Below are 24,815 nucleotides of genomic sequence, written 5' to 3'. Positions count from 1 at the left end.
AACGGTCTGCAACAATGTTCGTGGCCGATCACGCCAATCGACATGACCGACCACCATTTCACGCCGCCTTCCTCGCCTCCGCGATCCGCTGCGGCGCCTTCGGCCGCGCATACAGCCGTTCCAGATACGCGCGCAGTTGCGGGAACGGTTCGATCAAATGGCATTCGCTTGCCCAGTCGATCAGGTACGCCGTCACGCAATCGGCCACCGTCAGCGTATCGCCGACGATGAATTCGCGCCCCTCGAGATGCGTGTCGAGAATCGCGGCCATCGTCGCGAAATCCTCGCGCGCCAGTTCGATATCGGCCGGCGAGCGCTTCTCCGGCGGATAGAGGAACGTGTGCCGCGTGATGCGCCACAGCGGCTGCTCGAGCTCCGTCACCGCGAACATGACCCACCGATAGGCTTGCGCCCGCAACGCCGGATCGACGGGCAGCAGCGCCTTCTCCGGGTACTTGTCCGCGAGATACAGCACGATCGCGGCCGATTCGGGAATCACGAGGTCGCCGTCCACCAGCACGGGCACCTTGCCGGCCGGATTGAGGCGCAGGAATTCGGGCCGCTTGTGCTCGCCCTCGAGCAGGTTGACCGACACGAATTCGAAATCCGCATCCAGTTCCTTCAGCCCCCACAGCGCGCGCTGCGAGCGCGTGCCGGCAAATCCGTAAAGCTTCATCGCCAGTCTCCATCCATGAATGTCGGGAAAATGTCTGCATGCCGGGCACGACGGATCGAACGAAGCGACGCGCGTCGCGCGGCATCACCCGTCGCTCACGCGCCGGGAATCGCCAGTACCGGCATCACGTCGACCGACACGCCCGGGAACAGCGTGAAATGCGGATGACCTTCGAACAGCGCGGCGGCCGCGTCGTGCGACGCCGCCCGCACGACGGTGAAGCCGGTCAACGCATTGGTCGTGTCGCGGATGCCGGCTGCGTCGATGTTCTTGGTCTTGCCGAGCGGCCCGCCCAGCTCGACGATCGCGTCGCGATGCCGGTCGACCCACGCATGCCATGCGGCGATGCCGTCGCGCTCGCGCGTGCGCCGCTCGTCCTCCGGCAGCGCGAGCCATGCCTTCATCGCCGGGCTATCCTGGCTCCCGAGAAATACGGCGAGATACAACTGTGGTTGCGCACTCATGCCTGCTCCTCCGATGACGGACGCGGCGGGTTGCCGCGCCTCGACCTTGACAAGATAGGTTGATATCAACACAATTGCAACATGGCACGAAAAGAAAAGCTTCCCTTCGAAACGACGCTGATGGTGCGCGATTGCTGCCTGTGTTTGCACATGCAGCGCGCGGCGCGCAATCTCGCGCGTATCTTCGACGACGTGCTGCGCCCGCTCGACCTCACCAACGGCCAGTTTTCGCTGCTGATGTCGTTGAACCGGCCGCAACCGGCGCCGATGAAATCGGTCGCGTCGCTGCTCGCGATGGACCGCACCACGCTCACGGCCGCGCTCAAGCCGCTCGAGCGGCGCGGCCTCGTCACGATCGTCCAGGATCCCGACGACGGACGCAGCCGCCTGCTCTCGCTGACGCCGGCCGGGCACGACCTGCTGGCCGAAGCGTTCCCGCTGTGGCAACAGGCGCACGCCGAGATCGAGCGGCCGTTCGCGCCGGGCGAAGTCGACCAGTTGCGCGGCCAGCTGCGCACGCTGTCGATCGATCCGGAGTCGCGCGACTGAAGCGGCCTGCGGATCGCGCTGCGGTCGTCATGCGCACTTCCTGTCACGCGCTGTCAGCAGACATTGCGCAAGCCGGTCGCACCGCCCGATTCGGTGGCAATATCGCTCGGCACGACAATCGGTCCGGCATCCATCAGGAGACGAGTATGGGCAACAACGAGAAAGGCGCGATTTTCCGGTCGCTTCACCGCGCGGGCCAGCCGCTCGCGCTGTTCAACGTGTGGGATGCCGGCAGTGCGCGCACGGCGGCCGACGCGGGCGCCGTCGCATTGGCCACCGGCAGTTGGTCGGTCGCGGCGGCCAACGGTTTCGCCGACGGCGAGCAGATGCCGCGCGCACTGATGATGGACGTGCTGGAGCGGATCGTGCGCGCGACGGACCTGCCCGTCACCGTCGATCTCGAAAGCGGGTACGGCGAACGGCCGGAGGATGTCGGCGACACGATCACGCTGAGCATCCAGGCCGGCGCGATCGGCTGCAATCTCGAAGACAGCTTTCCGGCCACGGGCGAACTGCGCGACGTCGACGAGGCGGCGGCCCGCCTCGCGGCAGCCCGGCGGGCGGCCGATCGCGCGGGCGCCGATTACTTCATCAACGCGCGCACCGACGTGTTCTTCACGGCAGCAGCCGATACGCACGACGAACGCTTGCTCGACGCGACGCTGGCGCGCGCCCGCGCGTATGCGGCCGCCGGCGCCGACGGCCTGTTCGTGCCGGGCCTGCGCTCGCCGGCGCTGATTCGCGCACTGACGGCCGCGTCGCCGCTGCCGGTGAACGTGATGCGCGTGTCGGAAGCGCCGACGATCGCGGAACTCGCCGAGTACGGCGTGGCGCGCATCAGCCACGGGCCGTATCCGTACCTGCAGGCGATGAAAGCGCTGGCGGCGCTGGTCAAGCAAGGCGGGTAACGGCTTCACGGGGCGGCGGGTGCCTGCTGCCCATCAAACGACGACCTTCCGTGTCATCGGCGCCCGCTTCCGCGCTTCGGTTGTCGCGCGTTTGCCGCAGCGCGTGGGTCGGCCGCATGAGCGACGACGACGCGCGGCGCCTGCTCGACGCACACGCCCCGGCGCGCTGATCGGCGCTCAGGATGCCTTGATGAAATCGATGAACGCGCGCAGTGCCGGCGGCACGAGACGCCGCCCCGGGTAATACAGGAAAGGCCCCGAGAACGGTCGCCACCACGGTTCGAGCACAGGTTCGAGCGCGCCGCTGTCGACATGCGGGCGCAGCCAGTCTTCGAACAGATGCACGATGCCCGTCCCGGCGATCGCCGCATCGACCATCAACTCCGTCGCCCCGCCGATCTGGACCAGCAACGGCCCCGCGGCCGGCTCGACCCGCACGACCTCGCCGTCGCGCTCGAACTCCCACGGCGGCATCGCGCCGCTGGCGAAACGCCCGCGCAGGCACCGATGGTCGAGCAGGTCGCGCGGATGCTGCGGCCGGCCGTGCCGGTCGAGATAGCCGGGCGCCGCCGCGGTCGCGAACCGCTGGATGCGCGGGCCGATCGGCACCGCGATCATGTCCTGTTCGAGCCGTTCGTCGTAGCGGATGCCCGCGTCGCATCCGGCCGCCAGCACGTCGACGAAACTTTCGTCGGCCGTCACTTCCAGCCGGATGTCCGGATACGCATCGAGAAAGCGCGGCACGATCGCCGGCAGCACGAGCCGCGATGCGCTGACCGGCACGTTGAGCTTCAGCGTGCCGGCCGGTCGGCCGCGGAATTCGTCGATACCGTCGAGCGCCGCCGCCACTTCGGTCAGCGCGGGCCCGAGCCGTGCGAGCAGGCGCTCGCCGGCTTCGGTGGGCACGACGCTGCGCGTCGTGCGATGCAGCAGCCGCACGCCGAGCCGCGCTTCCAGCCGGCGCACGGCCTCGCTCAGCCCCGACGCGCTGAGGCCCGTCACGCGAGCGGCGTCGCGGAAGCCGCTCGCGCGTGCGACGGCCATGAATGCGTTCAGATCGCCGAGATCGGTTTGCATTGTTCGCCTTTTCGTACAACCCGTGCGAATTATGCCCGCTTATCGCGCAGCCGACTCGTCCTTATGCTGAACGCATTCATCTCTTCGACAGGAGCAAGGTCATGCCCGATATTCGCCACACCGCCACCTTCAGGCTCGGCGATCGCCACGTCAAACGGATCGGCTACGGCGCGATGCAGCTGGCGGGCCCCGGTGTATTCGGCCCGCCGAAAGATCGCGAGGCCGCATTGAACGTGTTGCGCGAAGCCGTGGAATCCGGCGTCGACCATCTCGACACCAGCGACTTCTACGGCCCGCATGTGACGAACCAGTTGATTCGCGACGCATTGCATCCGTACCGCGACGATCTCGTGATCGTCACCAAGATCGGTGCGCGGCGCGGCGACGACGCATCGTGGCTGCCCGCCTTCGCGCCCGACGAACTCGAACGGGCCGTGCACGACAACCTGCGCAACCTGGGGCTCGACGTGCTCGACATCGTCAACCTGCGCATCATGTTCGACACGCACGGGCCGGCCGAAGGATCGATCGAAGCGCCGCTGACCACGCTCGCCGAGCTGCAGCGGCGCGGGCTCGTCCGGCACATCGGCCTGAGCAACGTCACGCCCGCACAGGTCGCGCAAGGCCGGCGGATCTGCGACATCGTCTGCGTGCAGAACCACTACAACATCGCGCATCGCGGCGACGATGCGCTGATCGACGCGCTGGCCCGTGACGGCATCGCGTACGTGCCGTACTTTCCGCTCGGCGGCTTCTCGCCGCTGCAGTCGTCGACGCTGTCCGGCGTCGCGGCCCGGATCGGCGCGACGCCGATGCAGGTCGCGCTCGCGTGGCTGCTGCGCCGCGCGCCGAATCTTCTGCTGATTCCCGGCACGTCGTCGGTCGCGCATCTGCGCGAGAATCTCGCGGCGGCCGATCTCGATCTGCCGGCCGACGCGCTCGCGGCACTCGACCGCATCGCGGACGCCGGCGCCGCCTGACGTGCGGCCGATCGCCCGGTAGCCCGTGCGACACGAGCCGCCGGGCCGCTAGGCCGCCAGACGGTCAGGACGCGACCACGCCGACCCGCTTCGGCACGCCGGTCACGATCGTCGCGACCGCCACCGCGAGCACGATCGCCGCGCCGACGAACACGCCTGCCGCGCCGTTCGCGTCGAACACGACGCCGCCGACGGCCGCGCCCGTCGCGATCGCAAGCTGGATCGCCGCGACGATCAACCCGCCCGCGCTCTCGGCTTCGTCGGGCACGGTGCGCGTCACCCACGTCGACCATGCGACCGGCACGCCGCCGAACGCCATCCCCCACAACGCGACCAATACCGCGTCGATCATCGGCGCGCGGCCGAGCACGACGAGCGCGATGCCGAGCACGACCATCAACGCGGGCATGCCGATCAGCATCGGCCGCAGCCGGTGTTCGAGCACGCGGCCCGCGAGCGACGTGCCGACGAAGTTCGCGATGCCGTAGCCGAGCAGGATCGCCGACAGTCCGTTCACGCCGACGCCCGCCACCTGTTCGAGGAACGGCCGCAGATACGTGAAGAACGCGAAATGTCCGGTGAACACGAGGATCGTCGCGAACATCCCGAGGCCGACGGTCGGCCGGCGCAGCACGTCGATCAGCGTGCGCAGCCGCGTCGTGCCGCTCGGCGGCATCGACGGCAGCGTGAGGATCTGCGACACGAACGCGATGCCGCCGATCACGGCCGCGATCAGGAACACGTTGCGCCAGCCGATCAGGTGGCCGAAGTAGCTGCCCATCGGCGCGGACGCGATCGTCGCGACCGCCACGCCGCTGAAGATGATCGACAGCGCGCGCGGCACCATCGCCGTCGGCACGAGCCGCATCGCGGTGGCGGTCGCCATCGTCCAGAAGCCGCCGAGCGCGATGCCGAGCACGACGCGGCCGAACAGCAGCACGCCCAGGTTCGGCGCGAACGCGACGGCGAGGTTCGATGCGACGAGCAGCACCGAGAACACGAGCAGCACGCGCCGCCGGTCGATCGTGCGCGTGAGCGCCGAGATCAGCAGGCTCGTGACGAGCGCGACCGTGGCCGTGGCCGTGACGGCTTGCCCGGCCACGCCTTCGGTCACGCCGAGGCTGTCGGCCATCGGCGTCAGCAGGCTCGCCGGCAGGAATTCGGCCGTGACCAGCCCGAACACGCCGAGCGCCATCGCGAATACCGCGCCCCAGGCCGGTTCGCGGGGGGCCGCCGTCGAGGCGGCCGAGGAGATTCCGGGATTCATGCGGGATTCCGTGTCGGTTAGGGAAAGTACTGATGAGGGGCTATCGTAAGGAACAGCGGCAGGACGGTCTATGACATACAATCCGTTGTTATTGATCGTTCGTCCGAATCTCGCCATGTCCGAGCCGCTGCTTCCCCCGATCCCCGACGCGCACGACCTCGTCAGCGAGCTGCTGCTGGGGATGCGCCTGAGCGGCGTCCAGTACCGCCGGATCCAGGTCGCGCGGCCGTTCGGGCTGAGTTTCGGCCACGGGACGGGCCGCGCGCAGTTCCATTTCATCGTGCGCGGACCCGTGCTGCTGCGCGACGCGACGGGCGAGACGATGCGGCTCGAGGCCGGCGACGCGATCCTGTTGCCGCACGGCGGCATGCACGCGCTGGTGTCCGATCCGGATGTGCCGTGCCGCGAGATCGACGGCTTCGAGGTCGCGAAGATCTGCGATACGGTCGCGTCGGTGGCGTCGGCCGGCGTGTCGCCCACGAGCTGCGCGACGAAGGAACCCGGCGCCGGCGATGCGCTGATCTTCAGCGCCTGCATGGAACTCGACCTCGGCGGCATGCAGCCGCTGGTCGGCACGATGCCCGCGTTCATGCACGTGGGCACGCTGCTCGCGCGCTACCCGGAAATCCGCCCGATGCTCGATGCGATGGAGCGCGAAGCGTGCACGGCGCGCGCGGGCTTCGCGGGCATCCTCGCGCGGCTGGCGGACGTGGTCGCGGCGTTCATCGTGCGCGGCTGGGTCGAGTGCGGATGCGGCGACGCGACCGGCTGGGTGCAGGCACTGCGCGAGCCGAAGCTCGGCCGCGCGATCGTCGCGCTGCATCGCGACCCGGGCCGCAACTGGAGCGTCGCGGAACTCGCGACCGAAGCGGGCGTGTCGCGCTCGGTGTTCGCCGAGCGCTTCCTCGCGGCGACCGGGATGACGCCCGTGCGCTACCTGACCGAGCTGCGGATGCGGCTCGCCGCGCAGTGGATCGCGCGCGACCGCGAGACGATCGAAGCGGTCGCGTACCGGCTCGGCTACGGTTCGCTCGCCGCGTTCAGCCGCGCGTTCAAGCGCGTGGTCGGCAAGCCGCCGGGCGCCGTGCGCGCGGACGGCGACGTGCGCGCCGAAGCGTAACGCCCGGCGCGCGGCGCCGACGCCGGGCCGCCCTGCATCACTTCAACGCGTCGAGCCGATCGACCAGCGCCGTCGCGCACTGCACGGCGAGCGCCGCGCACTGCTCCACATCGACTGCCGCGCCGGTCGCGACCGTGCCCTGCACGATCCTGCCCAGCAATTCCTTCGAGAGTTCGGCGATCTCGTGATCCCGTTCCGTCATGATGTCCCTCCTGCGCGTCGGCGATTCCGGTGATTCGCCCGTTCGGAGCGAATGCCGTGCCCGCGCCGTTCAACGCGGCTTCGCCCGCACGACGATCTGCGCCTGCGTGTCGCGCTCGATGCGCTCGAGCGACGCGCGCAGCGCCACGAACTCGTCCGGCGTGCATACCTGACGGCCGAAATCCGCGCTCATCCGCCGCGTGACCTGCACGACGCGCGCGGCCGCATCGAACACGTAATGCGACGTGAAATCGACGAAGCGGTCGTGCACGGCCGCATCGGCCGGCAGGTCGGTCAGGACCACGCCCGCCGGCAGCACGATCTGGCCGGTCTCGTCGAACGTGCCGCCGACGCAGCCCCACGGCTGCGTGCGCACGGGCTCGGCCAGCCAGGTTTCGACCTGCGTCGCGATACCGCCCGTCAGGCTCGACAGCGCGGGCAACGCGGTCGTACCGTCCGGCCACACGAAACGATCGAGCGTGCCGGTCACGGTCACGTCGAACGGCCCGCCGGTCACGCGCCGGTCGCTGGTCGACAGTTGCGCGCGGCCGCGCAGGCCGCTTTGCCGCAAGCGCTCGTTCGCCAGTTGCGCGAGGCGGTCGCGCGACGCGCGGCGAAACAGGTTGCGTTCGAGTTCGGCGGTCCAGCCGTCATCCTGCACATAAGCCTGAACACGCGCGGCGCCCGGCTGCGCGGCATCGATCGCGATTCGCGCGGTGCGGCCGCGCGGCTGCGTGGCCGGCGTGCGCGACAGCACGCCGGTATCGACGAGCAGCGCCGGGCGGTCCATCACGATCGGCGGCAGGTAGCCGAACGCGATGCCAGCCGTCGTCGTATCCGCGTAGAGCCGGAGATCGGGCAGCCACGTGATCGCATGGTTGATCGCGCCGCCGCCGTAGCCGGGCACCGACGGCAGCGTGTACACGGCGCCGAGATTGATCAGCACCGGTTCGCTGCGAATGCCGACCGCCGCGAGCAACGCGCCGAACAGCGCGACGTGATCCTTGCAGTCGCCGTAGCGGTTGCGCAGGATGTCGGTCACGCGATGCGGCGCGGCGGCCGTTTCGCCGAGAAACAGCCCGACGTAGCGCACGTTCGCCTGCACCCAGTCGTACAGGATGCGCGCCCTGTCGCGCGGATCGACGGCATTCGCGGTGAGCGCGCGCGCCAGTTGCACGACGGCCGGATCGTTCGCGCTCGGGTCGACGGCCGCGTTGCGGTAGCGTGCGGCGAACGCCGCGTAGTCGGGCAGCGTCGACACGACGAGCCGGTCGCCGTAGGTCGGATAGCCGACCGCGCCGCTCTCGATGCGGTCGTACGCGCCGTGCCGGTAGTCGAATTCGTAGCGCGTGCGGCCGTTCGCCGTGACGGGCGGCAGCGCGACGTAGCCGCGCGCATCCGCATACAGCGGCATGTCGGCCGGCAGGTCGAAGATCAGCCGCTGGCTGTCGACCGGCTCGCGCGACGGCTCGACGGTATAGCCGAAATAGCCGCGATTGACCGGCTTCGTGCGGGTCTTGCGGAACGCGACGCGCGTGCTCGACCCGGCCTCGACGCCGGGAAACACGACGGTGCGCAGCAGCCCGTCCTGGAACGTCGGCGCGCCGGCCGAGCGCGGCTCCTGCACGTCGCGGATGCCGTCCGCACCGACCGGATGCGCGACGCCGTCGCGGTCGATCGTCTCGGCCGCGACCAGCTCGACCTTCTCGAGATTCCTGTCGAACCACACGTAGCGCTGCGCGACCGCGTCGATGCCGTTCGCGTCGTTCGCGCGCAGCGTCGAATCGTCGTGCTCGTCGAGCGAACCGTCGTGCTGGATCACGAACTCGTGGACGTCGCTGACGAGCGTGACGGGCGCTGCTGCATCGGCCGCCGCGCGCGAGTCGCTCATGTCGCCCATGCCGCCCGTGTCGCGCATATCGGCCACGGCCGTACCCGCGCCGAGCGCCACGGCGCACGCGAACAGGCAGCCGGTCCATCGGGAAGGAAAACGCACCACGTCGAAGTTCTCCGCGCGTTCGTTGCCGGACGCCAGCGCCGCGCGCCGGTGCGGCAGCCGTGCCTGCATGACGCGCACATGACGGCCGCCCGCGCCACCCGCGCGCGTGGCCATCGTGCGGCCCAGTGTGGGCGCCGTGCCGGCGAGCGTCAAGCCGCGCCGTCGGGAAGGAAACGTGATGCCGAGCGACGGCGCCTTCGAGATCCGTTGACCGTGTGATTGCGTTCGTGTCGCGGGCGGCGTGATCGGCTTCGGCATCTTGCCGACGGCGCGGCATCTCGAGCGGCGGCGTCCGAAACCGATCGACACCGCGCGGCCATGCGAGCCGCGCTATCCCTCACGCTCACGGCGCGACAAGCCATCCGTACTTCGATCGGCCCGACCCGCTACGGCCGATCGGCGTCCCGACGCGCTTTCCGGCGCGTAAGCGACCGGCGACGCCGGCCGCGTCATCGCCGCCGCGCCCGCTCCGCGCCAGCCCCCTCCGCCCCGCCGACGTCGGCCCCTCGTTCCGCCGTCCGTCGTCCCCGCCGCTTCGCCCGAACGCGATCCGCGCCGGCGTCCCGGTCGTGCGTTTTTCCCCGCAATTCGACATTTGTGCGCGCGCAACAATGGCGATGCCTCGCGCCGGGCGCCATGCAGGCGACCCGATTCCCGCATGGCGCCTGGCGCGGCGCGCTTTAAAAACCACATCTCACGAGGACATACCATGCAACTCCAATCTCATCCGGCATGCCGCCCGTTTTACGAAGCCGGCGAACTCTCGCAACTGACCGCCTTCTACGAAGAAGGCCGCAATGTCATGTGGATGATGCTGCGATCGGAGCCGCGGCCGTGTTTCAACCAGCAACTCGTCACCGACATCATCCAGCTCGCGCGCGTCGCACGCGACTCGGGCCTCACGTTCGACTTCTGGGTGACGGGCTCGCTCGTCCCCGAGCTGTTCAACGTCGGCGGCGACCTGAGCTTCTTCGTCGACGCGATCCGCAGCGGCCGGCGCGATCAACTGATGGCCTACGCGCGCTCGTGCATCGACGGCGTGTACGAGATCTACACCGGCTTCGGCACCGGCGCGATCTCGATCGCGATGGTCGAGGGCAGCGCGCTCGGCGGCGGCTTCGAGGCCGCGCTCGCGCATCACTACGTGCTCGCGCAGAAGGGCGTGAAACTCGGGTTCCCCGAGATCGCGTTCAACCTGTTCCCGGGCATGGGCGGCTATTCGCTGGTCGCGCGCAAGGCGAACCGCGGCCTCGCGGAATCGCTGATCGCGACCGGCGAAGCGCATGCGGCCGAGTGGTACGAAGACCAGGGGCTGATCGACGAGACGTTCGAAGCAGGTGATGCGTATCTGGCGACGCGCACCTTCATCGACGTGGCAAAGCCGAAGCTGAACGGCATCCGCGCGATGCTGCGCGCCCGCGATCGCGTGTTCCAGCTGTCGCGCTCGGAGCTGATGGACATCACGGAAGCGTGGGTGCATGCGGCGTTCACGATCGAGCCGAAGGACCTCGCGTACATGGAACGCCTGGTGATGCTGCAGAACCGGCGCGTGTCGAAGTTGCGCACGGTGTAATGCGACGGGCGCCGCCGACGGCCGGCGGCGCCTTTTTCCGGAACGACGCTCAGGCGATCAGCCTGAGCTTTCTCGTCTCCGCGAGCCACGCCTCGAACGCCTGCGCCGGCATCGGCCGCGCGTAGTAGTAGCCCTGCGCGTGATCGACGTCGAGCTGCTTGAGGAATTCGGCTTCCGCATGCGTTTCGACGCCTTCGGCGACCACCGCGAAATTCAGCGCCTTCGCGAGCGACACGACCGAGTGCACCAGCGCCTGCGAGCGCGGGTTGCGGTCGATGGCCGTGATGAAGGTGCGATCGAGCTTGATCGCGTCGAGCGGCAGACGCGACAACTGCGACAGCGACGAATAGCCGGTGCCGAAATCGTCGAGATGGATCTCCGCGCCGAGCTGGCGGAACTGCCGCATCAGCCCGATGGCCGCCTCCTCGTCCTCGATGAAGCAGCTCTCGGTCAGCTCGATGTCGAGCAGGCCGGGCTTCAGCCCCGCGCCATCGAGAATCGACGCGAACTGATGGACGATGTTCATGTCCTGCAACTGCCGAGCGGACACGTTCACCGCGATCCGGATGCCGAGCCCCTTCGCTTTCCACGCGGCGGCCTGCGCGGCCGCGGTGCGCATCACCCAGCGCCCGAGCGGCGCGATCAGCCCCGACTCTTCCGCGAAACGGATGAACTCGATCGGCGCGACGAGCCCGCGATCGGGCGACTGCCAGCGGATCAGCGCCTCGACGCCGTGCACGTCGCCCGTCGCGATGTCGACGACCGGCTGGTAGTACAGCACGAACTGCTCTTCCTCGAGCGCCTTGCGCAGGTTCGTGTCGAGCCACATGTACTTCGCGACCTTCTGGTTCATCTCGAGCGAGAACACGCGATACGTATGCTTGCCTTCCTCCTTCGCGACGTACATCGCGGTGTCGGCGCAGCGGATCAGCGTCTCGAGCGAATCGCCGTGCTGCGGGTACATCGCGATGCCGATCGAGCAGCTCGTGTAGACCTCCATCAGCCCGAGATGGATCGGCGTGCGCAGCCGTTCGAGGATGATCTGCGCGGTCGCTTCGAGCAGCGGGCGCGTGCCGTGTTCGAACAGCACGAGGAATTCGTCGCCGCCGAGCCGCGCGAGCGTCGCGCCCGACGGCAGGCAGCCGTTGATGATCGCCGATACGTCCTGCAGCAGGCGGTCGCCGGTGATGTGCCCGTAGTGATCGTTGACGCGCTTGAAGTTGTCGAGATCGAGGAACAGGATGCCGACCTGGCCGCGCGTATTGGCGTCCTCCTGCGCGATCGCCGCGTGGATGCGCTCGCTGATCGCATGGCGGTTCGGCAACCCGGTGAGCACGTCGGTGTTCGCGAGCTCGGTGAGCCGCTGCTGCGCGTTGCGCTCCTCGGTGATGTCGATGCCCGAGCAGATCAGGAACTGCTCTTCGACGCCGCTGCCGCTCTGCACGAACTTGTTGCGGAACTGAAACAGGCGCGGCCCGTTGACCGTATTGATGTAGCGCTCGACCGCGAACGACTGGTTGCTCGCGAAAAAGCCCGTGATGTTGGTGCGCGACTGCGCGCCCTGCTCCGGGCTCATGAACAGCTCGAACGCGCTGCGGCCGATCACGTCGACCTCGCGCTTGCCGGTCACTTCCTCGCACAGGCGGTTGAAGCGCTGCACCATCCCGTTGCGATCGAGGATCACGACGAGCGAATTCACTTCCGACACGACCTGCTCGGCGAACGCGAGCCCGTGCGACAGGTCGCCGGCGACGGACTCGGTATCGGAATAGGCGGACGCCGTGCCGGCCCAGTCGACCGTATTGACCTTCCTGCCGACGAGGTGGAGGCTGACCGTGCTGCCGAACAGCACGATGTCGAGCACGAGGTGCGACGTGACGCCGGTCAGCGCGCGGATGCGCCCGGCCTGTTCGACCGTCAGCGCGACCGCGACGTTGGTCAGCCCGCGGACCGCGGCCAGTTCGAGTGCATTGCTGTCGCTGCCGAGACGCCAGCAGGGGCTGCGCGTACCGACGTGCGCCTCGAGCACCGCGCTATCGTTTTCGTCATCCATGGACACGCCCCGATCCAAAAAAAACGCACAGTGTAGACGGAGGCGAGTGACCCCACCGCCTTCCCGGGCCGCGATGCACGTGCCCCGCAGGGCGGCCGTGATTGCCGTGACAGCGGCCTCGTCCCGTACTTGTTTGCAGCTGATGCGACCGGCGTTCGCGCGTGATGCGCGCAGGTTCTGCCTTACGGAATGATGAGAGCCATCTTATCAAATGACAATGAAGATTGGCACTCACATTTAGAGAAGTGTGTCAAGGAATCGGGACTCGATTGGCAAGCCGGAGTTTTCATGATTGGCGGTTGGCGAATGCGCGCACGGGGCGGGGCGCATCGGGAGCGGCGTGCCAGGCCGCAAAGCCCCGCCGGGCGGGCGTTCGGGGCCGGTCCATCGATATGGGGCCCGATCTTTCGGGAGCCCGTGGCGGCAGGGTCGAATCGGATCCCGTGATCCGCAGTTTCCCGTGGTTTTTGATTCCGTTCGTGCGCGAATACGCGGCTTTATTCCACAGTTCGTTGCAATATCCTCCGCCCGCCCCCGTCGCACCCGGCGCGGCGCATCCGCGCCGGATGCGCGGGCTCAGCCTGCCGCGCCGTAGCCGCCGCCGCCCGGCGTTTCGACGACGAACACGTCGCCGGGCGCCATCTGCGCGCGGCCGATGTGGTCGAGCGCCTCGACCGTGCCATCCGCCCGCTCGATCGTGTTGCGGCCGAGCGCGCCGGCTTCGCCGCCCGCCGCGCCGAACGGCGCGTGGACCCGGTTGTTCGACAGGATCGACGCGGTCATCGGCTCGAGGAAGCGGATCCGCCGCACCGCGCCGTCGCCGCCGCGCCAGCGCCCACCGCCGCCCGAGCCCGCGCGGATCCGGTGCGAATCGAGCCGCACCGGGTAGCGCCATTCGAGCACCTCGGGATCGGTGAGCCGCGAGTTCGTCATGTGCGTCTGCACCGCGGCGACGCCCGCGAAGCCGTCGCCCGCGCCGCTGCCGCCCGCGATCGTCTCGTAGTACTGGACTCGATCGTTACCGAATGTGAAGTTGTTCATCGTTCCCTGGCTCGATGCGACGCAGCCGAGCGCGCCGTACAGCGCGTTGGTGATCGCCGACGACGTCTCGACGTTGCCCGACACGACGGCCGCCGGGTAGTCGGGGTTCAGCATCGAGCGGGCCGGCACGATCACGGTCAGCGGCTTCAGGCAGCCGGCGTTCAGCGGAATGTCGTCGCCGACGAGCGTGCGGAACACGTACAGCACCGCCGCCATGCAGACGGCCTTCGGCGCGTTGAAGTTGTTGTCGAGCTGCGCGGACGTGCCGGTGAAATCGATCTCTGCGCACCGCGCCGCGCGATCCACGCGGATCGCGACGCGAATCTCCGCGCCGTTGTCGAGCGGATAGCGGTAAGCGCCGTCCTGCAGCGCGCCGATCACGCGCCGCACCGCTTCTTCGGCGTTGTCCTGCACGTGCGTCATGAACGCGAGCACGACGTCGCGGCCGAACTGCGCGACCATCCGGCGCAGCTCGTCGACGCCCTTCTGGTTCGCGGCGACCTGCGCGCGCAGGTCGGCCATGTTCTGCTCGACGTTGCGCGCCGGATAGCGGCCGGATGCCAGCAGCGCGCGCGTCTCGGCATCGCGCAGCACGCCGGCCGACACGAGCTGCCAGTTGTCGATCAGCACGCCTTCCTCGTCGATATGGGTCGAATCGGGCGGCATCGAGCCCGGCGTCGTGCCGCCGATATCCGCATGGTGGCCGCGCGAGCCGACGTAGAACAGCGGCGCGTCGGCGCCGTCCGCGAACACCGGCGTGATGACCGTCACGTCCGGCAGGTGCGTGCCGCCGTGGTACGGGTCGTTCAGCATGAACACGTCGCCGTCGCGCATGCGGCCGCGGTTGCGCTCGATCACCGTGCGGATGCTCTCGCCCATCGAGCCGAGATGCACGGGCATGTGCGGCGCGTTCGCGATCAGGTTGCCGTCGCCGTCGAAGATCGCGCACGAGAAGTCGAGCCGCTCCTTGATGTTCACCGAGTACGCGGTGTTCTGCAGCCGCAGCCCCATCTGCTCGGCGATCGACATGAACAGGTTGTTGAAGATCTCGAGCCGCACCGGATCGGCGTCGGTGCCGAGCGAGCGGCGCGTCGGCAGCGGCGTCGTGCGCGTCAGCACGAGATTGCCCTGTGGGGTCATCTCCGCGCGCCAACCAGGTTCGACGACGGTCGTGCCGTTCTGCTCCGCGACGATCGCGGGGCCGTCGATCGCGTCGCCGGCGCGCAGCGTGTCGCGCACGACCAGCGCCGCGTCGTGCCACTGGCCGCCGGAATAAAAACGCACGGCCGCGTGCGCTTGCGGCGCCGCGCCCGCCTCGCGCGGTGCGAGCGGCGCGATGTCGACCGGCGCGTCCGAGCGGCCGATCGCCTCGACCGACGCCAGCTCGGCGACGAGCGGCGTGCCGGGCATCAGGAACGCGTAGCGCTGCCGATATGCGGTTTCGAACGCCTGCTGCATCGCCGCGACCGAGCCGGCCGGCACGTCGAGCGCCGAATCGGTGCCCTGGTAGCGCAGGTGCACACGTCGCTCGGTCGTGATCCGCTCCGGCGGCACACCCTGTTCGAGCAGCGCGCCGATGGCCTCGTCGGCCAGCCGGTCGAGCGCCGCGTTCAGCGCCGGCAGCGATTCGTCGGACAACACGGCTTCCACCGCGCGCTCGCGCATCGCGGTCTGGTCGGCGAGGCCCATCCCGTATGCGGACAGCACGCCCGCGAGCGGATGCGCGAACACTTGCGTCATCCCGAGCGCATCGGCCACGCCGCACGCGTGCTGGCCGCCCGCGCCACCGAACGTCGTCAGCACGTAGCGCGACACGTCGTGGCCGCGCTGCACGGAGATCTTCTTGATCGCGTTCGCCATGCTGCCGATCGCGATCTCCAGGAATCCTTCGGCGAGCGCCTCGGGCGTCTCGCGCCGGCCGGTCGCCGCGTGGATCTCGTCGGCGAGCGCCGCGAACTTCGCGACCACGCCGTCGCGATCGAGCGGCTGGTCCGCATGCGGGCCGAACACGCGCGGGAAATGATCGGGCTGGATCTTGCCGAGCATCACGTTGCAGTCGGTCACCGTCAGCGGGCCGCCGCGCCGGTACGCGGCCGGCCCCGGGTTCGCGCCGGCCGATTCGGGTCCGACGCGCAGCCGCGCGCCGTCGAAGCCGAGCACCGAGCCGCCGCCGGCCGCGACCGTGTGGATGCTCATCATCGGCGCACGCATCCGCACGCCGGCCACCTGCGTCTCGAACACGCGCTCGAATTCGCCGTTGTAGTGCGACACGTCGGTCGACGTGCCGCCCATGTCGAAGCCGATCACCTGCTCGAAGCCGGCCGCCCGCGCCGCGCGCACCATCCCGACGATGCCGCCGGCCGGGCCCGACAGGATCGCATCCTTGCCCTGGAACGCGTCGGCGCGCGTGAGGCCGCCGCTGCTCTGCATGAACTGCAGGTTCACGCCGGGCATCTCGTGCGCGACCTGCTCGACGTAGCGGCGCAGGATCGGCGACAGGTATGCGTCGACCACGGTCGTATCGCCGCGCGACACCATCTTCATCAGCGGCGACACCTCGTGCGACACCGACACCTGCGTGAAGCCGATGCGGCGCGCGAGCGCCGCCAGCATCCGTTCGTGCGCGGTATGGCGATAGCCGTGGATCAGCACGATCGCGAGCGCACGCACGCCGCTGTCGAACACGCGACGCAACGACGCTTCGGCACCCTGAACATCGAGCGGCACGACCACGTCGCCGTGCGCGCCGACGCGCTCGTCGATCTCGACGACCGTCTCGTACAGCGCGTCGGGCAGCGCGATGTCGAGATCGAACAGGCGCGGCCGGTTCTGGTACGCGATACGCAGCACGTCGCGAAAACCGCGCGTCGTCGCGAGCGCGGTGCGTTCGCCCTTGCGTTCGAGCAGCGCGTTGGTCGCGACCGTCGTGCCCATCTTCACCATGTCGACCTGCGCGGGCGTGATCGGCTCGCCGGCCGCGAGGCCGAGCAGGTGGCGGATGCCGGCCACGGCCGCGTCTTGGTACTGCTCGGGGTTCTCCGACAGCAGCTTGTGCGTGACGAGCGTGCCGTCGGGCCGCCGCGCGACGATGTCGGTGAACGTGCCGCCGCGGTCGATCCAGAATTGCCAGCGCGCGGCGTCGGAGGGAACGGAGGAAAGGTGTCGGTCAGTCATGATGTCGGTCGATGCGTCGTTGAATCGAGGGACGAACGCCGCCGCACGGCGCGCGTCGCACGCCGTGTCACGGTGTCGATGAAAGGGGAAAAAAGCGCGGGGCCGACGGCCCCGCCGCTGCCGTCGGTCAGGCAGCGTCGAGTTCGCGGCCGCGGGTCTCGGGCAGTGTCAGCGCGGCGACGATCACCACGCCGTACGCGGCGACCGCGAAGATGCCGATGCTCGTGCCGAGCCCGTACTGCTTGGACAGCGCGCCGATCAGGAACGGGAACAGCGCGCCGATCGCGCGGCCCACGTTGTAGCAAAAGCCCTGGCCGGAGCCGCGCACGCGGGTCGGGAACAACTCGGTGAGGAACGCGCCCATCCCCGAGAAGATGCCCGATGCGAAGAAGCCGAGCGGGAAGCCGAGCCACAGCATCGACGCGTTGGTCAGGTTCAGCGACGTGTACGCGAACGCGATCACCATCGAGCCGACCGCGAACAGGATGAAGTTCGGCTTGCGGCCGAGGCGGTCGGTCAGGTATGCGCTCGTCAGGTAGCCGACCCACGAACCGAAGATGATCATCGCGAGATAGCCGCCGGTGCCCATCACCGTCAGGTGCCGCTCGGTCTTCAGGAAGGTCGGCAGCCACGTCGTGATCGCGTAGTAGCCGCCCTGCGCGCCGGTCGTCAGCAGCGCCGCGCGCAGCGTCGTCGTGATCAGCTTCGGCGCGAAGATCTCGGTGAGGCGCGGCGCATCGGCCACCTTCGCCTGCGCGGCCTTCTCCTTCTCGTAGACGTCCGGCTCCTTCACGTAGCGGCGGATCGCGACCACCAGCAGCGCGGGCGCGAGGCCGACGAGGAACAGCGCGCGCCACGCCTGCTCGGCCGGCAGCACCGAGAACAGCAGCGCATACAGCAGCGCGCACAGCCCCCAGCCGATCGCCCAGCCCGACTGCACGAGGCCGACCGCCCTGCCGCGGTCGCGCGCGCGGATCACTTCGCCGATCAGCACCGCGCCGGCCGTCCATTCGCCGCCGAAGCCGAAGCCCATCAGCGCGCGCGCCGCGACCAGTTGGTGATAGTTCTGCGCGAGCCCGCACAGCGCGGTGAACACCGCGAACCACATCACCGTGAGCTGCAGCGTGCGTACGCGGCCGATCCGGTCGGACAGGATGCCGGCGATCCAGCCGCCGAGCGCCGACGCGAGCAGCGTGATCGTGCCGATGAAGCCTGCGTCGGCCAACGAGATGCCCCAGGTCGCGACGAGCGTCGGGATCACGAACGACAGCATCTGCGTGTCCATCCCGTCGAGCATGTAGCCGACCTTGCAGCTCCAGAACGCGCGGCGTTCGCGCGGTTGCGCATCCGCGTACCACGAGAACAGGCCGCTGCGCTCGCGGCTCGCGGGCTCGGCGGCGGGCGCCGCGAGGGTCTTGCTTTCCATGGTGGTACTCCTGTCGTTGTGCGCCGATCAAATGGCGTGTGGTGCTGTGTGTCTGTCGTAGGTGTGTCGCGTGCGGGGCCGGCGGTTCAGAACACGGCCAGCGACGCGTTCGTGATGTCGGTCATCAGCATGTGGCCGGGCGTATGCGCGATCGCGATCGGCAGCTTCGCGTCCATCAGCGCGGTTTGCGGCGTCACGCCGCACGCCCAGAACACCGGCAGCTCGCCGTCGCGGATCGTCACCGCGTCGCCGAATTCGGGCGCGTCCAGATCCTCGATGCCGAGTTCCCGCGGATGGCCGATATGGATCGGCGCGCCGTGCACGCCCGGAAACCGGCTCGTGATCTGCACCGCGCGGATCGCGTCGGCGCCGCGCAGCGGCCGCATCGACACGACCAGCTGGCCGCCGAAAATCCCCGCGCGGCGGTTCGCGATCGACGTGCGGTACATCGGCACGTTGCGCCCCTCCTCGACGTGGCGCAACCCGATCCCTTCGCGGGCGAGCATGTCCTCGAACGAGAACGAGCAGCCGATCGCAAATACGACGAAATCGTCGCGCCACAGCGCTTCGAGCGATTCGACCTGCTCGGTCAGGCGGCCGTCCCTATATACGTTGTAGCTCGGCACGTCGGTGCGGATGTCGAGATCCTCGCCGAGCGCGGCGATCCGGAACGCACCCGGTTCGCCGACGCCCAGCAGCGGGCAGGCCTTCGGGTTCGCCTGGCAGAAGCGCAGGAAATCGTGCGCATACGCGTCGGGCAGGATCGCGAGGTTCGCCTGGGCAAACGGGCCGCAATGGCCGGCGGTCGGGCCGCGGAACGCGCCGCGGCGCACGGACTGGCGGAATTCGGAAGGCGTCATCATGGTCGGTCGCAGATCGGGATGGCGGGGCGATGACGGTGGTGTGTCATCGGATATGGCGAAGAATAGAAAGGAAAAAATTTTGTCGCCAACGAGTTTTTTTGCGCCCGTTGTATAGAATTTCTTAACGGGTCTGCGGGTTTTCCCCGGTCCCGTTCACTTTTCGTCGCCGGCAAGCTGCGCATCCATTGCTCGCCCGACTGCCATGAACACGCGTTTTCTCGAAACCTTCGTCATGCTCGCGAAGCTGCGCAACTTCCGCACGACCGCGGCCGCGCTGCACGCGACGCCGGCCGCGATCTCGCAGCGCCTGAAGGCGCTCGAGGACGAACTGCATACCGTACTCGTCGATCGCGACAGCCGCGCGTTCCGGCTCACGCCGAACGGCGAATACCTGCTCGGCTATGCGAAGGCCGTCGTCGAGGCGACGCAGGAACTGCAGGCCGCCGCGTCCGGCGAGCGCGCGCTGCGCGGCAAGCTGCGGCTCGGCGTGATCGAGACGGTCGTGCACAGCTGGCTGCCGCATTACATGCGGCGGCTCGCGGCCGACTACCCGCAACTGGAAATCGACCTGACCGTCGACGTCAGCGTCGTGCTGCAGCGCCGACTGATGGCCGGAGAACTCGACCTGATCATTCGCGTGGAAGGCAGCGACGAGGCGTCGGTCGTGTGCGACGCGCTCGCGAACTACCCGGTGCGCTGGATCGCGCGCGCCGGGCTGCTGCCGAACACGCGCACCGGCCTCGCGCGGCAGGTGCTGCGCCAGCCGATCCTCACCTACGGGCGCGGCACCGCGCCCCATCGCGCGCTGGAAGACATCGTCCGCACGCTCGCGCATGCGCACGGCGTGCCGCTGTCGGAGACGCGCATCACCGGGTCGCCATCGATCTCGGTGATCGTGCAACTGGTGCGCGACGGTTTCGGCGTCGCCGCGATTCCGGTGCTGTTCGTCGATGCGCTGATCGAAAGCGGCGAAGTCGTCGAGCTGCCGCTGCAGCCGTCGCCGCCGTCGATCGTCGTGTCGATGTCGCGGCGAACGGACGCGCCGCGGTTCGTGCACGGTGCGTCGATCGCCGCGCGGGCGGCGTGTCACGAGTATTGCGAAAAGAGCACGCGCTTGCTGGTCGAAGCGCTTTGACCCCGACGCGCTGGCTGACGCACGTTCGACATCGCCGCGCGAATCGCCCACAATCGCGATCGGCGCGTCGCCACATCGGCGCCGCGCATCGTGAATGACCGCCCGGCCGTCCGGCATTCGTCGCTTCGCATGATCGTGCACCACGAGAAGGCAACATGCAGATCCGCTCCACTTCGTCCCGCCTGAACCTCGCGCGCGTCGTGATCGTCGCGCTGTATGTCGCGTCGCTGCTGCTGCCCGTCGCGGCCGAACCGCCGAATGCGGTCGGCGCGGTAAGCTGGTTGCACGGCTACACCGTGCTCGCGCTCGGGCCGCTCGCGATCCTCGACCTGCAATTCGCGTGGCTCGGCAACCCGCTGCTCGTCGTCGCGCTGCTCAGGCCGAGCCGTACCGTGTCGGCGCTACTGGCCGTGGTCGTCGTCTTTGCGCTCGGCTGGCATACGATCCCGACCGATGCGAACTACGAAACGATCCGCACGTTCGGGGCCGGGTACTACTGGTGGATCGCGGCGATGGTGGGCGCCGCCGCGCTGCCGTGGATCGACGGGCGCGAGCGGCAGGATGACGTGACGCGAAGCGGTGCCGTCGGCGCCGTGGATGGGGTCGTACCGAACGGTGCTGTCACCGGCACCGGCGGCCTGGCCCGGCCGAATGCCGCGCCGGCATCGACGCGTCCGCCTGCCCGGCAGCGCGGCTGGACCGTGACGGCAACCGATACGCGCATCGCGTCGACCGATCAGACCGGGACGACACGCGGCATCGCGCTGTCCGACCTCGGCGCGATCCTGATCGAAACCAACGACCAGGGGCCGTTCGTGTCGGATGTCTGGTGGATCCTGTTCGATACGAACAAGCAGTTCGCGTGTGCCTTTCCGCAGGATGCCGAAGGCGCGAAGGCGGCGGTCGACCGATTGCTCGACCTGCCCGGCATCGACCACCGCAAGGTCATCGACGCGCAGACGTCGATCCAGAACGCGACGTTCCCGATCTGGGAGCGCGCGGCGCGCGAACCGGCCACGCCGGGAGAGACCGGCGCGACCGCGTGACCGGCGACCGTTACGCGGAGGGCTCCGCACGCGGCGGCGTCAGCTTGCCGTCGCCGTACTCGCGAAGCACCTGCGAAATCACGACACGATACCCGTCCAGCCAGCGCGCCTGCTTCGCCTTGGCTTCGAGATGCGCGGGATGCTGGATCAACTGCCGCAGCGCCGCCTCGGATTCCCAGTAGTAGATATTCTGGATCAAGCCGGCTTCCGCGTTCTCCCACGTTTCCTCGCCGAGATAACCGGGCGTCGCGCGCGCCATGTCGGCGATCTGCCGGTCGAGCCGGTGGAATTCGTCGTCGTACTGCCCGGCACGAAAAATGAAGGTCGACGCGTACATGCCCGCTCACTCTGCCACGATGAAAGAACGCCAAGTGTAAGGCACGCACGGCGTGCCGCGATCGTCGTCAAGCGGCGAGCGGAGCGGCGGCGGCGCGATCGTCGAGCCACGCGTCGATGCATGACGCATCGTCGCGCGTGGCGGCAGTGGGTGACGGCATGGCTGCGAGCGCTTGTCGCGCCCGCTCCAGCGCCTGCGCGAAGCCACGCAATTCGTGCGTCGCCGGCCGGTCGTCGGACCGTCGACGCGCGAGCGCCGCTTCGACGTTCGCGCCGATCAACGCCAACTGCGCGTCGATGAAGTCGACGCACAGCGCGCGGCAATGCGCGGATACCTGAGCGACGACGAGCAGGACCGGCACGATCGACACGGTCAGGTAGCCGCCGGGCGCCAGCCGCGACAGCGCATCGCGCAGGTCCTGCCCGCCGTCGGTCAGCGACGCGAATACGGCGTCGCGCCACACCGCGCGCTCGAACACGAGCGCATCGCGATACGCGTCGAGCGCCGCACGATCCGCGACCTGCCCGGCCGTCACCAGCGGAATCGGGAACGACGATTCGTTTGTGGATTGCACGCTCCCGGCCTCGACGATGCAGTTCGCGCCGAGCCACGCCGCATCGTCGTGTCGTGCCGCAAGCACGCGGGCCTGCAACCGGTCGGGCAGCATCGGATCGAGCGGCACCGCGCGGCAGATCGACGGCTTGTTCGCGTGCACGCCGCAGCGGCCGTCGTCGGCGAGCGCCGCGCAACGGCCGAGCGACGAATAGTCGTAGCCTTGCAGCGTCAGCGCGAGCCATTCGCCGTGCACGCCGCCGCCGCGATGAAACAGCCGGTCCGCCAGCGCATCGGCGGCCGCGACGTCGTCCGCATCGAGCGTGTGCTCGCGCCCGCCCGCCTGCCAGCGTTCGCCGATCCGTCGCTTCGGCACGCGACGAATCGTCAACGCGCCGACGAAGCGGTGCCGATGCCGGAACAGTTCGCGCAACGACAGCGTCGGCGCGCTGTTGCAGCAGCGTCCGCACGCGTTGCACACGAGCAGGTAGGTGTCTACCACGGCCGCCGCACCGAATCCTGGTAGCGCGTGAGGATGAAGCGCGCGACGTCGTCCGAGTGATACGCGGCGACGAGCTGCGCGACCCACGGCTTCGCACGATCGGCGTCGCGCACCGTGAGCACGTTCGCATACGGCGAGCGGGCGTCCTCGAGGCTGATGCTGTCGCGCGCGGGCTGCAGCCCGGCGCGGGCCGCGTCGTCGCTGTCGATCGCGACGAATGCGGCCGTGTCGAGCGCCGCGTAAAGCCGGTCGCGGCGCAGCGTGGCGAATTTCAGCGCGAGCCGGTTGCCCGTCACGTCGCGCAGCGTCGCATGCAGGCCGGCTTTTTCGCGCAGCGTCACCAGCGTGTCGTTCTGCAGCAGCACGAGCGCGCGCGCCATCCCGCGCGGATCGGCGGGCAGCGCGACCGTCGCGCCCGGTTGCAGTTCGTTCAGGTTCTTCAGCTTGCGCGAATAGAATGCCATCGGCAGCGTGACCGTCGGCGCGACGGCGGTCAGCGCATAGCCTTTCGCCGCGCGCGTGGCGCTCAGGCGCTGCGCATCCTCGAAGCTGGCCGCGTCGATCCGCCCGTCGGCCAGCGCCGTGTCGATGCGCGACGCATCGTCGAATTCGACGACGTCGACGCCCAGCCCGCGCGCGGCGGCCACCTTCTTCACTTCGCCGAGGATCTGCGCATGCACGCCGCGCGTGACGCCGACGCGCACTGCCGGTGCGGCACGTGCGGCGGCTTCGGCAGCCATCGCCGAACCCTGCTGCATCACCGCGCAGGCAGCCAGCAGCCACGCCGAAACGAATCGCCCGATGCCCGCGGTCACGACGCGTCCCTCAGGATCGTGCGAAACCCGATATGCGATGCGCCGAGATCCGCTTCCTGCTGTTCGCGCGACGACGCGCGATAGCGCACGCAGTAATCGCGCGAACACAGGAACGAGCCGCCCTTGATGACCATCGGCGTATCGTGCCGGCGCGTCGACGGTGCGACGGCTGCGGTGTCGCCGTTCGTATGCGACTGATGCGGGCCCGTGTACGCATCCTTCGTCCATTCCCATGCGTTGCCGATCATGTCGTAAAGACGAAAGCCGTTCGCCGCATAGCAGCCGACGGGCGCCAGCCCCGCGTGACCGTCCTCGGCCGAGTCGAGCACCGGAAACGCGCCCTGCCAGTAGTTCGCGGCCGGCTTGCCGTTCGCGTCGCGCGGCGCCGCATCGAGCGACGCGTCGTCGCGGCCGGCCTTGCCCGCGTATTCCCATTCGGCCTCGTTCGGCAGGTCGCGGCCGAGCCAGTGCGCATACGCGAGCGCATCGCGCTGCGTGACGAGCGTCACCGGCAGGTTGCCGAGCCCGTCCACGTCGCTGCCGGGCCCGCGCGGATGCCGCCACGACGCGCCCTTCACCCACGACCACCACGCGAGGTCGCGTGCATTCATCTCGTCGCGCGTCGGCACATGGAACACCGCCGCCCCGCCCTGCTGCTCGGCCTCGGTCACGTAACCGGTCGCCTGCACGAAGGCTGCGAACTGCGCGATCGTCACGTCGGTCTGGTCGATCCAGAAGCCGCCGACGCGCGTCGTGCCGTCGCCGGCCGGACGCTCGTCCGCATAGCCGCGCGTGCTGCCGAACACGAACGCGCCGCCGCGCAAGTGCACCATGCCCGCCTTCGGATCGTCGCGCCACTTCGCCGGCAGCCCCGAATAGCGCTTGCACTCGCGCTCCGAACCGAGCGGCGCGAGCGCGCGGCCGCGATTCAGATCGTCGAACGCGCCGCCTGCCGGCACCGCCGGATTCGCATAACCCACCGCGAACGCGGCGGCGAACAGCGTGGCGGCCAGCGCCGCGCCGATCGTCCAGAAACGCAACCGCATCGTGTCGCCTC

At 69.1% G+C, this 24,815-nt stretch carries 21 protein-coding genes; 7 read left to right on the top strand and 14 right to left on the bottom strand.

The genetic code is table 11. The annotated features are described in order from the left end of the window. Positions 1 to 58 precede the first annotated feature (58 nt). Positions 59 to 676, bottom strand: coding sequence for a glutathione S-transferase family protein (locus J8I35_RS04355; RefSeq protein ID WP_050014353.1), 618 nt, complete (start codon positions 674 to 676; stop codon positions 59 to 61). Positions 677 to 771: 95 nt separating this feature from the next. After that, entirely contained in the window at positions 772 to 1,140 is a 369-nt protein-coding gene (locus J8I35_RS04350; RefSeq protein WP_050014352.1) for a hypothetical protein, read from the bottom strand. A gap of 81 nt (positions 1,141 to 1,221) precedes the next feature. On the opposite strand from J8I35_RS04350, the gene J8I35_RS04345 reads away from it, so the two are divergent. Then, complete coding sequence (locus J8I35_RS04345) at positions 1,222 to 1,689, top strand: MarR family transcriptional regulator (RefSeq protein WP_209924593.1); 468 nt, start codon at positions 1,222 to 1,224, stop codon at positions 1,687 to 1,689. A gap of 146 nt (positions 1,690 to 1,835) precedes the next feature. Further along, positions 1,836 to 2,597: an isocitrate lyase/phosphoenolpyruvate mutase family protein gene (locus tag J8I35_RS04340; RefSeq protein WP_209924592.1), complete on the top strand. Its 762-nt coding sequence runs from the start codon at positions 1,836 to 1,838 to the stop codon at positions 2,595 to 2,597. 177 nt (positions 2,598 to 2,774) lie between these two features. Here the strand turns inward: J8I35_RS04340 and J8I35_RS04335 are convergent, their stop codons facing one another. Continuing rightward, positions 2,775 to 3,674 carry a LysR family transcriptional regulator gene (locus J8I35_RS04335; RefSeq protein ID WP_050014347.1) on the bottom strand — a complete coding sequence of 300 codons (900 nt, stop codon included), beginning with the start codon at positions 3,672 to 3,674 and terminating at the stop codon, positions 2,775 to 2,777. Positions 3,675 to 3,775: 101 nt separating this feature from the next. Between J8I35_RS04335 and J8I35_RS04330 the strand changes: the two genes are divergently transcribed. Beyond that, a complete protein-coding gene (locus tag J8I35_RS04330) occupies positions 3,776 to 4,654 on the top strand; it encodes an aldo/keto reductase family oxidoreductase (protein WP_176016463.1) in 879 nt (292 codons plus the stop codon). Between the two features lie 64 nt (positions 4,655 to 4,718). Here J8I35_RS04330 and J8I35_RS04325 read toward each other — a convergent pair whose 3' ends face one another. Beyond that, positions 4,719 to 5,921 (bottom strand): MFS transporter, encoded by a 1,203-nt coding sequence (locus J8I35_RS04325; protein ID WP_089489022.1) that lies wholly within the window; start codon positions 5,919 to 5,921, stop codon positions 4,719 to 4,721. A gap of 70 nt (positions 5,922 to 5,991) precedes the next feature. On the opposite strand from J8I35_RS04325, the gene J8I35_RS04320 reads away from it, so the two are divergent. Further along, the gene (locus J8I35_RS04320) at positions 5,992 to 7,041 is read left to right on the top strand and encodes an AraC family transcriptional regulator (RefSeq protein ID WP_209924591.1); all 1,050 of its coding nucleotides are present in this window, start codon (positions 5,992 to 5,994) and stop codon (positions 7,039 to 7,041) included. A 37-nt stretch (positions 7,042 to 7,078) separates the two neighbouring features. On the opposite strand, the gene J8I35_RS04315 is transcribed toward J8I35_RS04320, so the two are convergent. Then, on the bottom strand, positions 7,079 to 7,243 hold the full coding sequence (locus J8I35_RS04315; protein WP_012338702.1) for a hypothetical protein: 165 nt from the start codon (positions 7,241 to 7,243) through the stop codon (positions 7,079 to 7,081). A gap of 69 nt (positions 7,244 to 7,312) precedes the next feature. Then, the gene (locus J8I35_RS04310; RefSeq protein WP_209924786.1) at positions 7,313 to 9,241 is read right to left on the bottom strand and encodes a DUF3857 domain-containing protein; all 1,929 of its coding nucleotides are present in this window, start codon (positions 9,239 to 9,241) and stop codon (positions 7,313 to 7,315) included. A gap of 709 nt (positions 9,242 to 9,950) precedes the next feature. On the opposite strand from J8I35_RS04310, the gene J8I35_RS04305 reads away from it, so the two are divergent. Continuing rightward, positions 9,951 to 10,814 (top strand): crotonase/enoyl-CoA hydratase family protein, encoded by an 864-nt coding sequence (locus tag J8I35_RS04305; RefSeq protein WP_209924590.1) that lies wholly within the window; start codon positions 9,951 to 9,953, stop codon positions 10,812 to 10,814. A gap of 49 nt (positions 10,815 to 10,863) precedes the next feature. Here J8I35_RS04305 and pdeR read toward each other — a convergent pair whose 3' ends face one another. The 4 genes from pdeR to J8I35_RS04285 form a co-directional block, all read right to left on the bottom strand. Beyond that, the gene (pdeR, locus tag J8I35_RS04300; RefSeq protein WP_050017231.1) at positions 10,864 to 12,867 is read right to left on the bottom strand and encodes a cyclic di-GMP phosphodiesterase; all 2,004 of its coding nucleotides are present in this window, start codon (positions 12,865 to 12,867) and stop codon (positions 10,864 to 10,866) included. Positions 12,868 to 13,443: 576 nt separating this feature from the next. Next, the gene (locus J8I35_RS04295) at positions 13,444 to 17,082 is read right to left on the bottom strand and encodes a hydantoinase B/oxoprolinase family protein (protein WP_209924589.1); all 3,639 of its coding nucleotides are present in this window, start codon (positions 17,080 to 17,082) and stop codon (positions 13,444 to 13,446) included. A 127-nt stretch (positions 17,083 to 17,209) separates the two neighbouring features. After that, positions 17,210 to 18,508, bottom strand: a complete 1,299-nt coding sequence (locus J8I35_RS04290) for an MFS transporter (protein ID WP_089489020.1) — start codon at positions 18,506 to 18,508, stop codon at positions 17,210 to 17,212. A gap of 86 nt (positions 18,509 to 18,594) precedes the next feature. After that, positions 18,595 to 19,368 (bottom strand): putative hydro-lyase, encoded by a 774-nt coding sequence (locus tag J8I35_RS04285; protein ID WP_050017234.1) that lies wholly within the window; start codon positions 19,366 to 19,368, stop codon positions 18,595 to 18,597. Between the two features lie 205 nt (positions 19,369 to 19,573). Between J8I35_RS04285 and J8I35_RS04280 the strand changes: the two genes are divergently transcribed. Together J8I35_RS04280 and J8I35_RS04275 are read left to right on the top strand one after the other, a co-directional pair. Next, positions 19,574 to 20,506 (top strand): LysR family transcriptional regulator, encoded by a 933-nt coding sequence (locus J8I35_RS04280; RefSeq protein WP_050017235.1) that lies wholly within the window; start codon positions 19,574 to 19,576, stop codon positions 20,504 to 20,506. Between the two features lie 155 nt (positions 20,507 to 20,661). Further along, positions 20,662 to 21,552 carry a hypothetical protein gene (locus J8I35_RS04275; protein ID WP_209924588.1) on the top strand — a complete coding sequence of 297 codons (891 nt, stop codon included), beginning with the start codon at positions 20,662 to 20,664 and terminating at the stop codon, positions 21,550 to 21,552. Between the two features lie 10 nt (positions 21,553 to 21,562). Here J8I35_RS04275 and J8I35_RS04270 read toward each other — a convergent pair whose 3' ends face one another. The 4 genes from J8I35_RS04270 to J8I35_RS04255 form a co-directional block, all read right to left on the bottom strand. After that, complete coding sequence (locus J8I35_RS04270) at positions 21,563 to 21,889, bottom strand: antibiotic biosynthesis monooxygenase (protein ID WP_124554396.1); 327 nt, start codon at positions 21,887 to 21,889, stop codon at positions 21,563 to 21,565. Between the two features lie 67 nt (positions 21,890 to 21,956). Beyond that, positions 21,957 to 22,943 carry a YkgJ family cysteine cluster protein gene (locus tag J8I35_RS04265; protein WP_209924587.1) on the bottom strand — a complete coding sequence of 329 codons (987 nt, stop codon included), beginning with the start codon at positions 22,941 to 22,943 and terminating at the stop codon, positions 21,957 to 21,959. Next, entirely contained in the window at positions 22,937 to 23,701 is a 765-nt protein-coding gene (locus tag J8I35_RS04260) for a MetQ/NlpA family lipoprotein (RefSeq protein WP_245170116.1), read from the bottom strand. The genes J8I35_RS04265 and J8I35_RS04260 overlap by 7 nt, the downstream gene beginning before the upstream one ends. Positions 23,702 to 23,754: 53 nt before the next feature. Further along, a complete protein-coding gene (locus J8I35_RS04255; RefSeq protein WP_124594166.1) occupies positions 23,755 to 24,804 on the bottom strand; it encodes a formylglycine-generating enzyme family protein in 1,050 nt (349 codons plus the stop codon). Positions 24,805 to 24,815 lie beyond the last annotated feature (11 nt).

It is taken from the genome of Burkholderia sp. CpTa8-5 (genome assembly GCF_017815045.1).
In the GTDB taxonomy this organism is placed as follows: Bacteria; Pseudomonadota; Gammaproteobacteria; order Burkholderiales; family Burkholderiaceae; genus Burkholderia; species Burkholderia sola.
The sequence above is the reverse complement of the archived record's forward strand: the minus strand, read 5'-3'. Positions and strand labels throughout refer to the sequence as shown.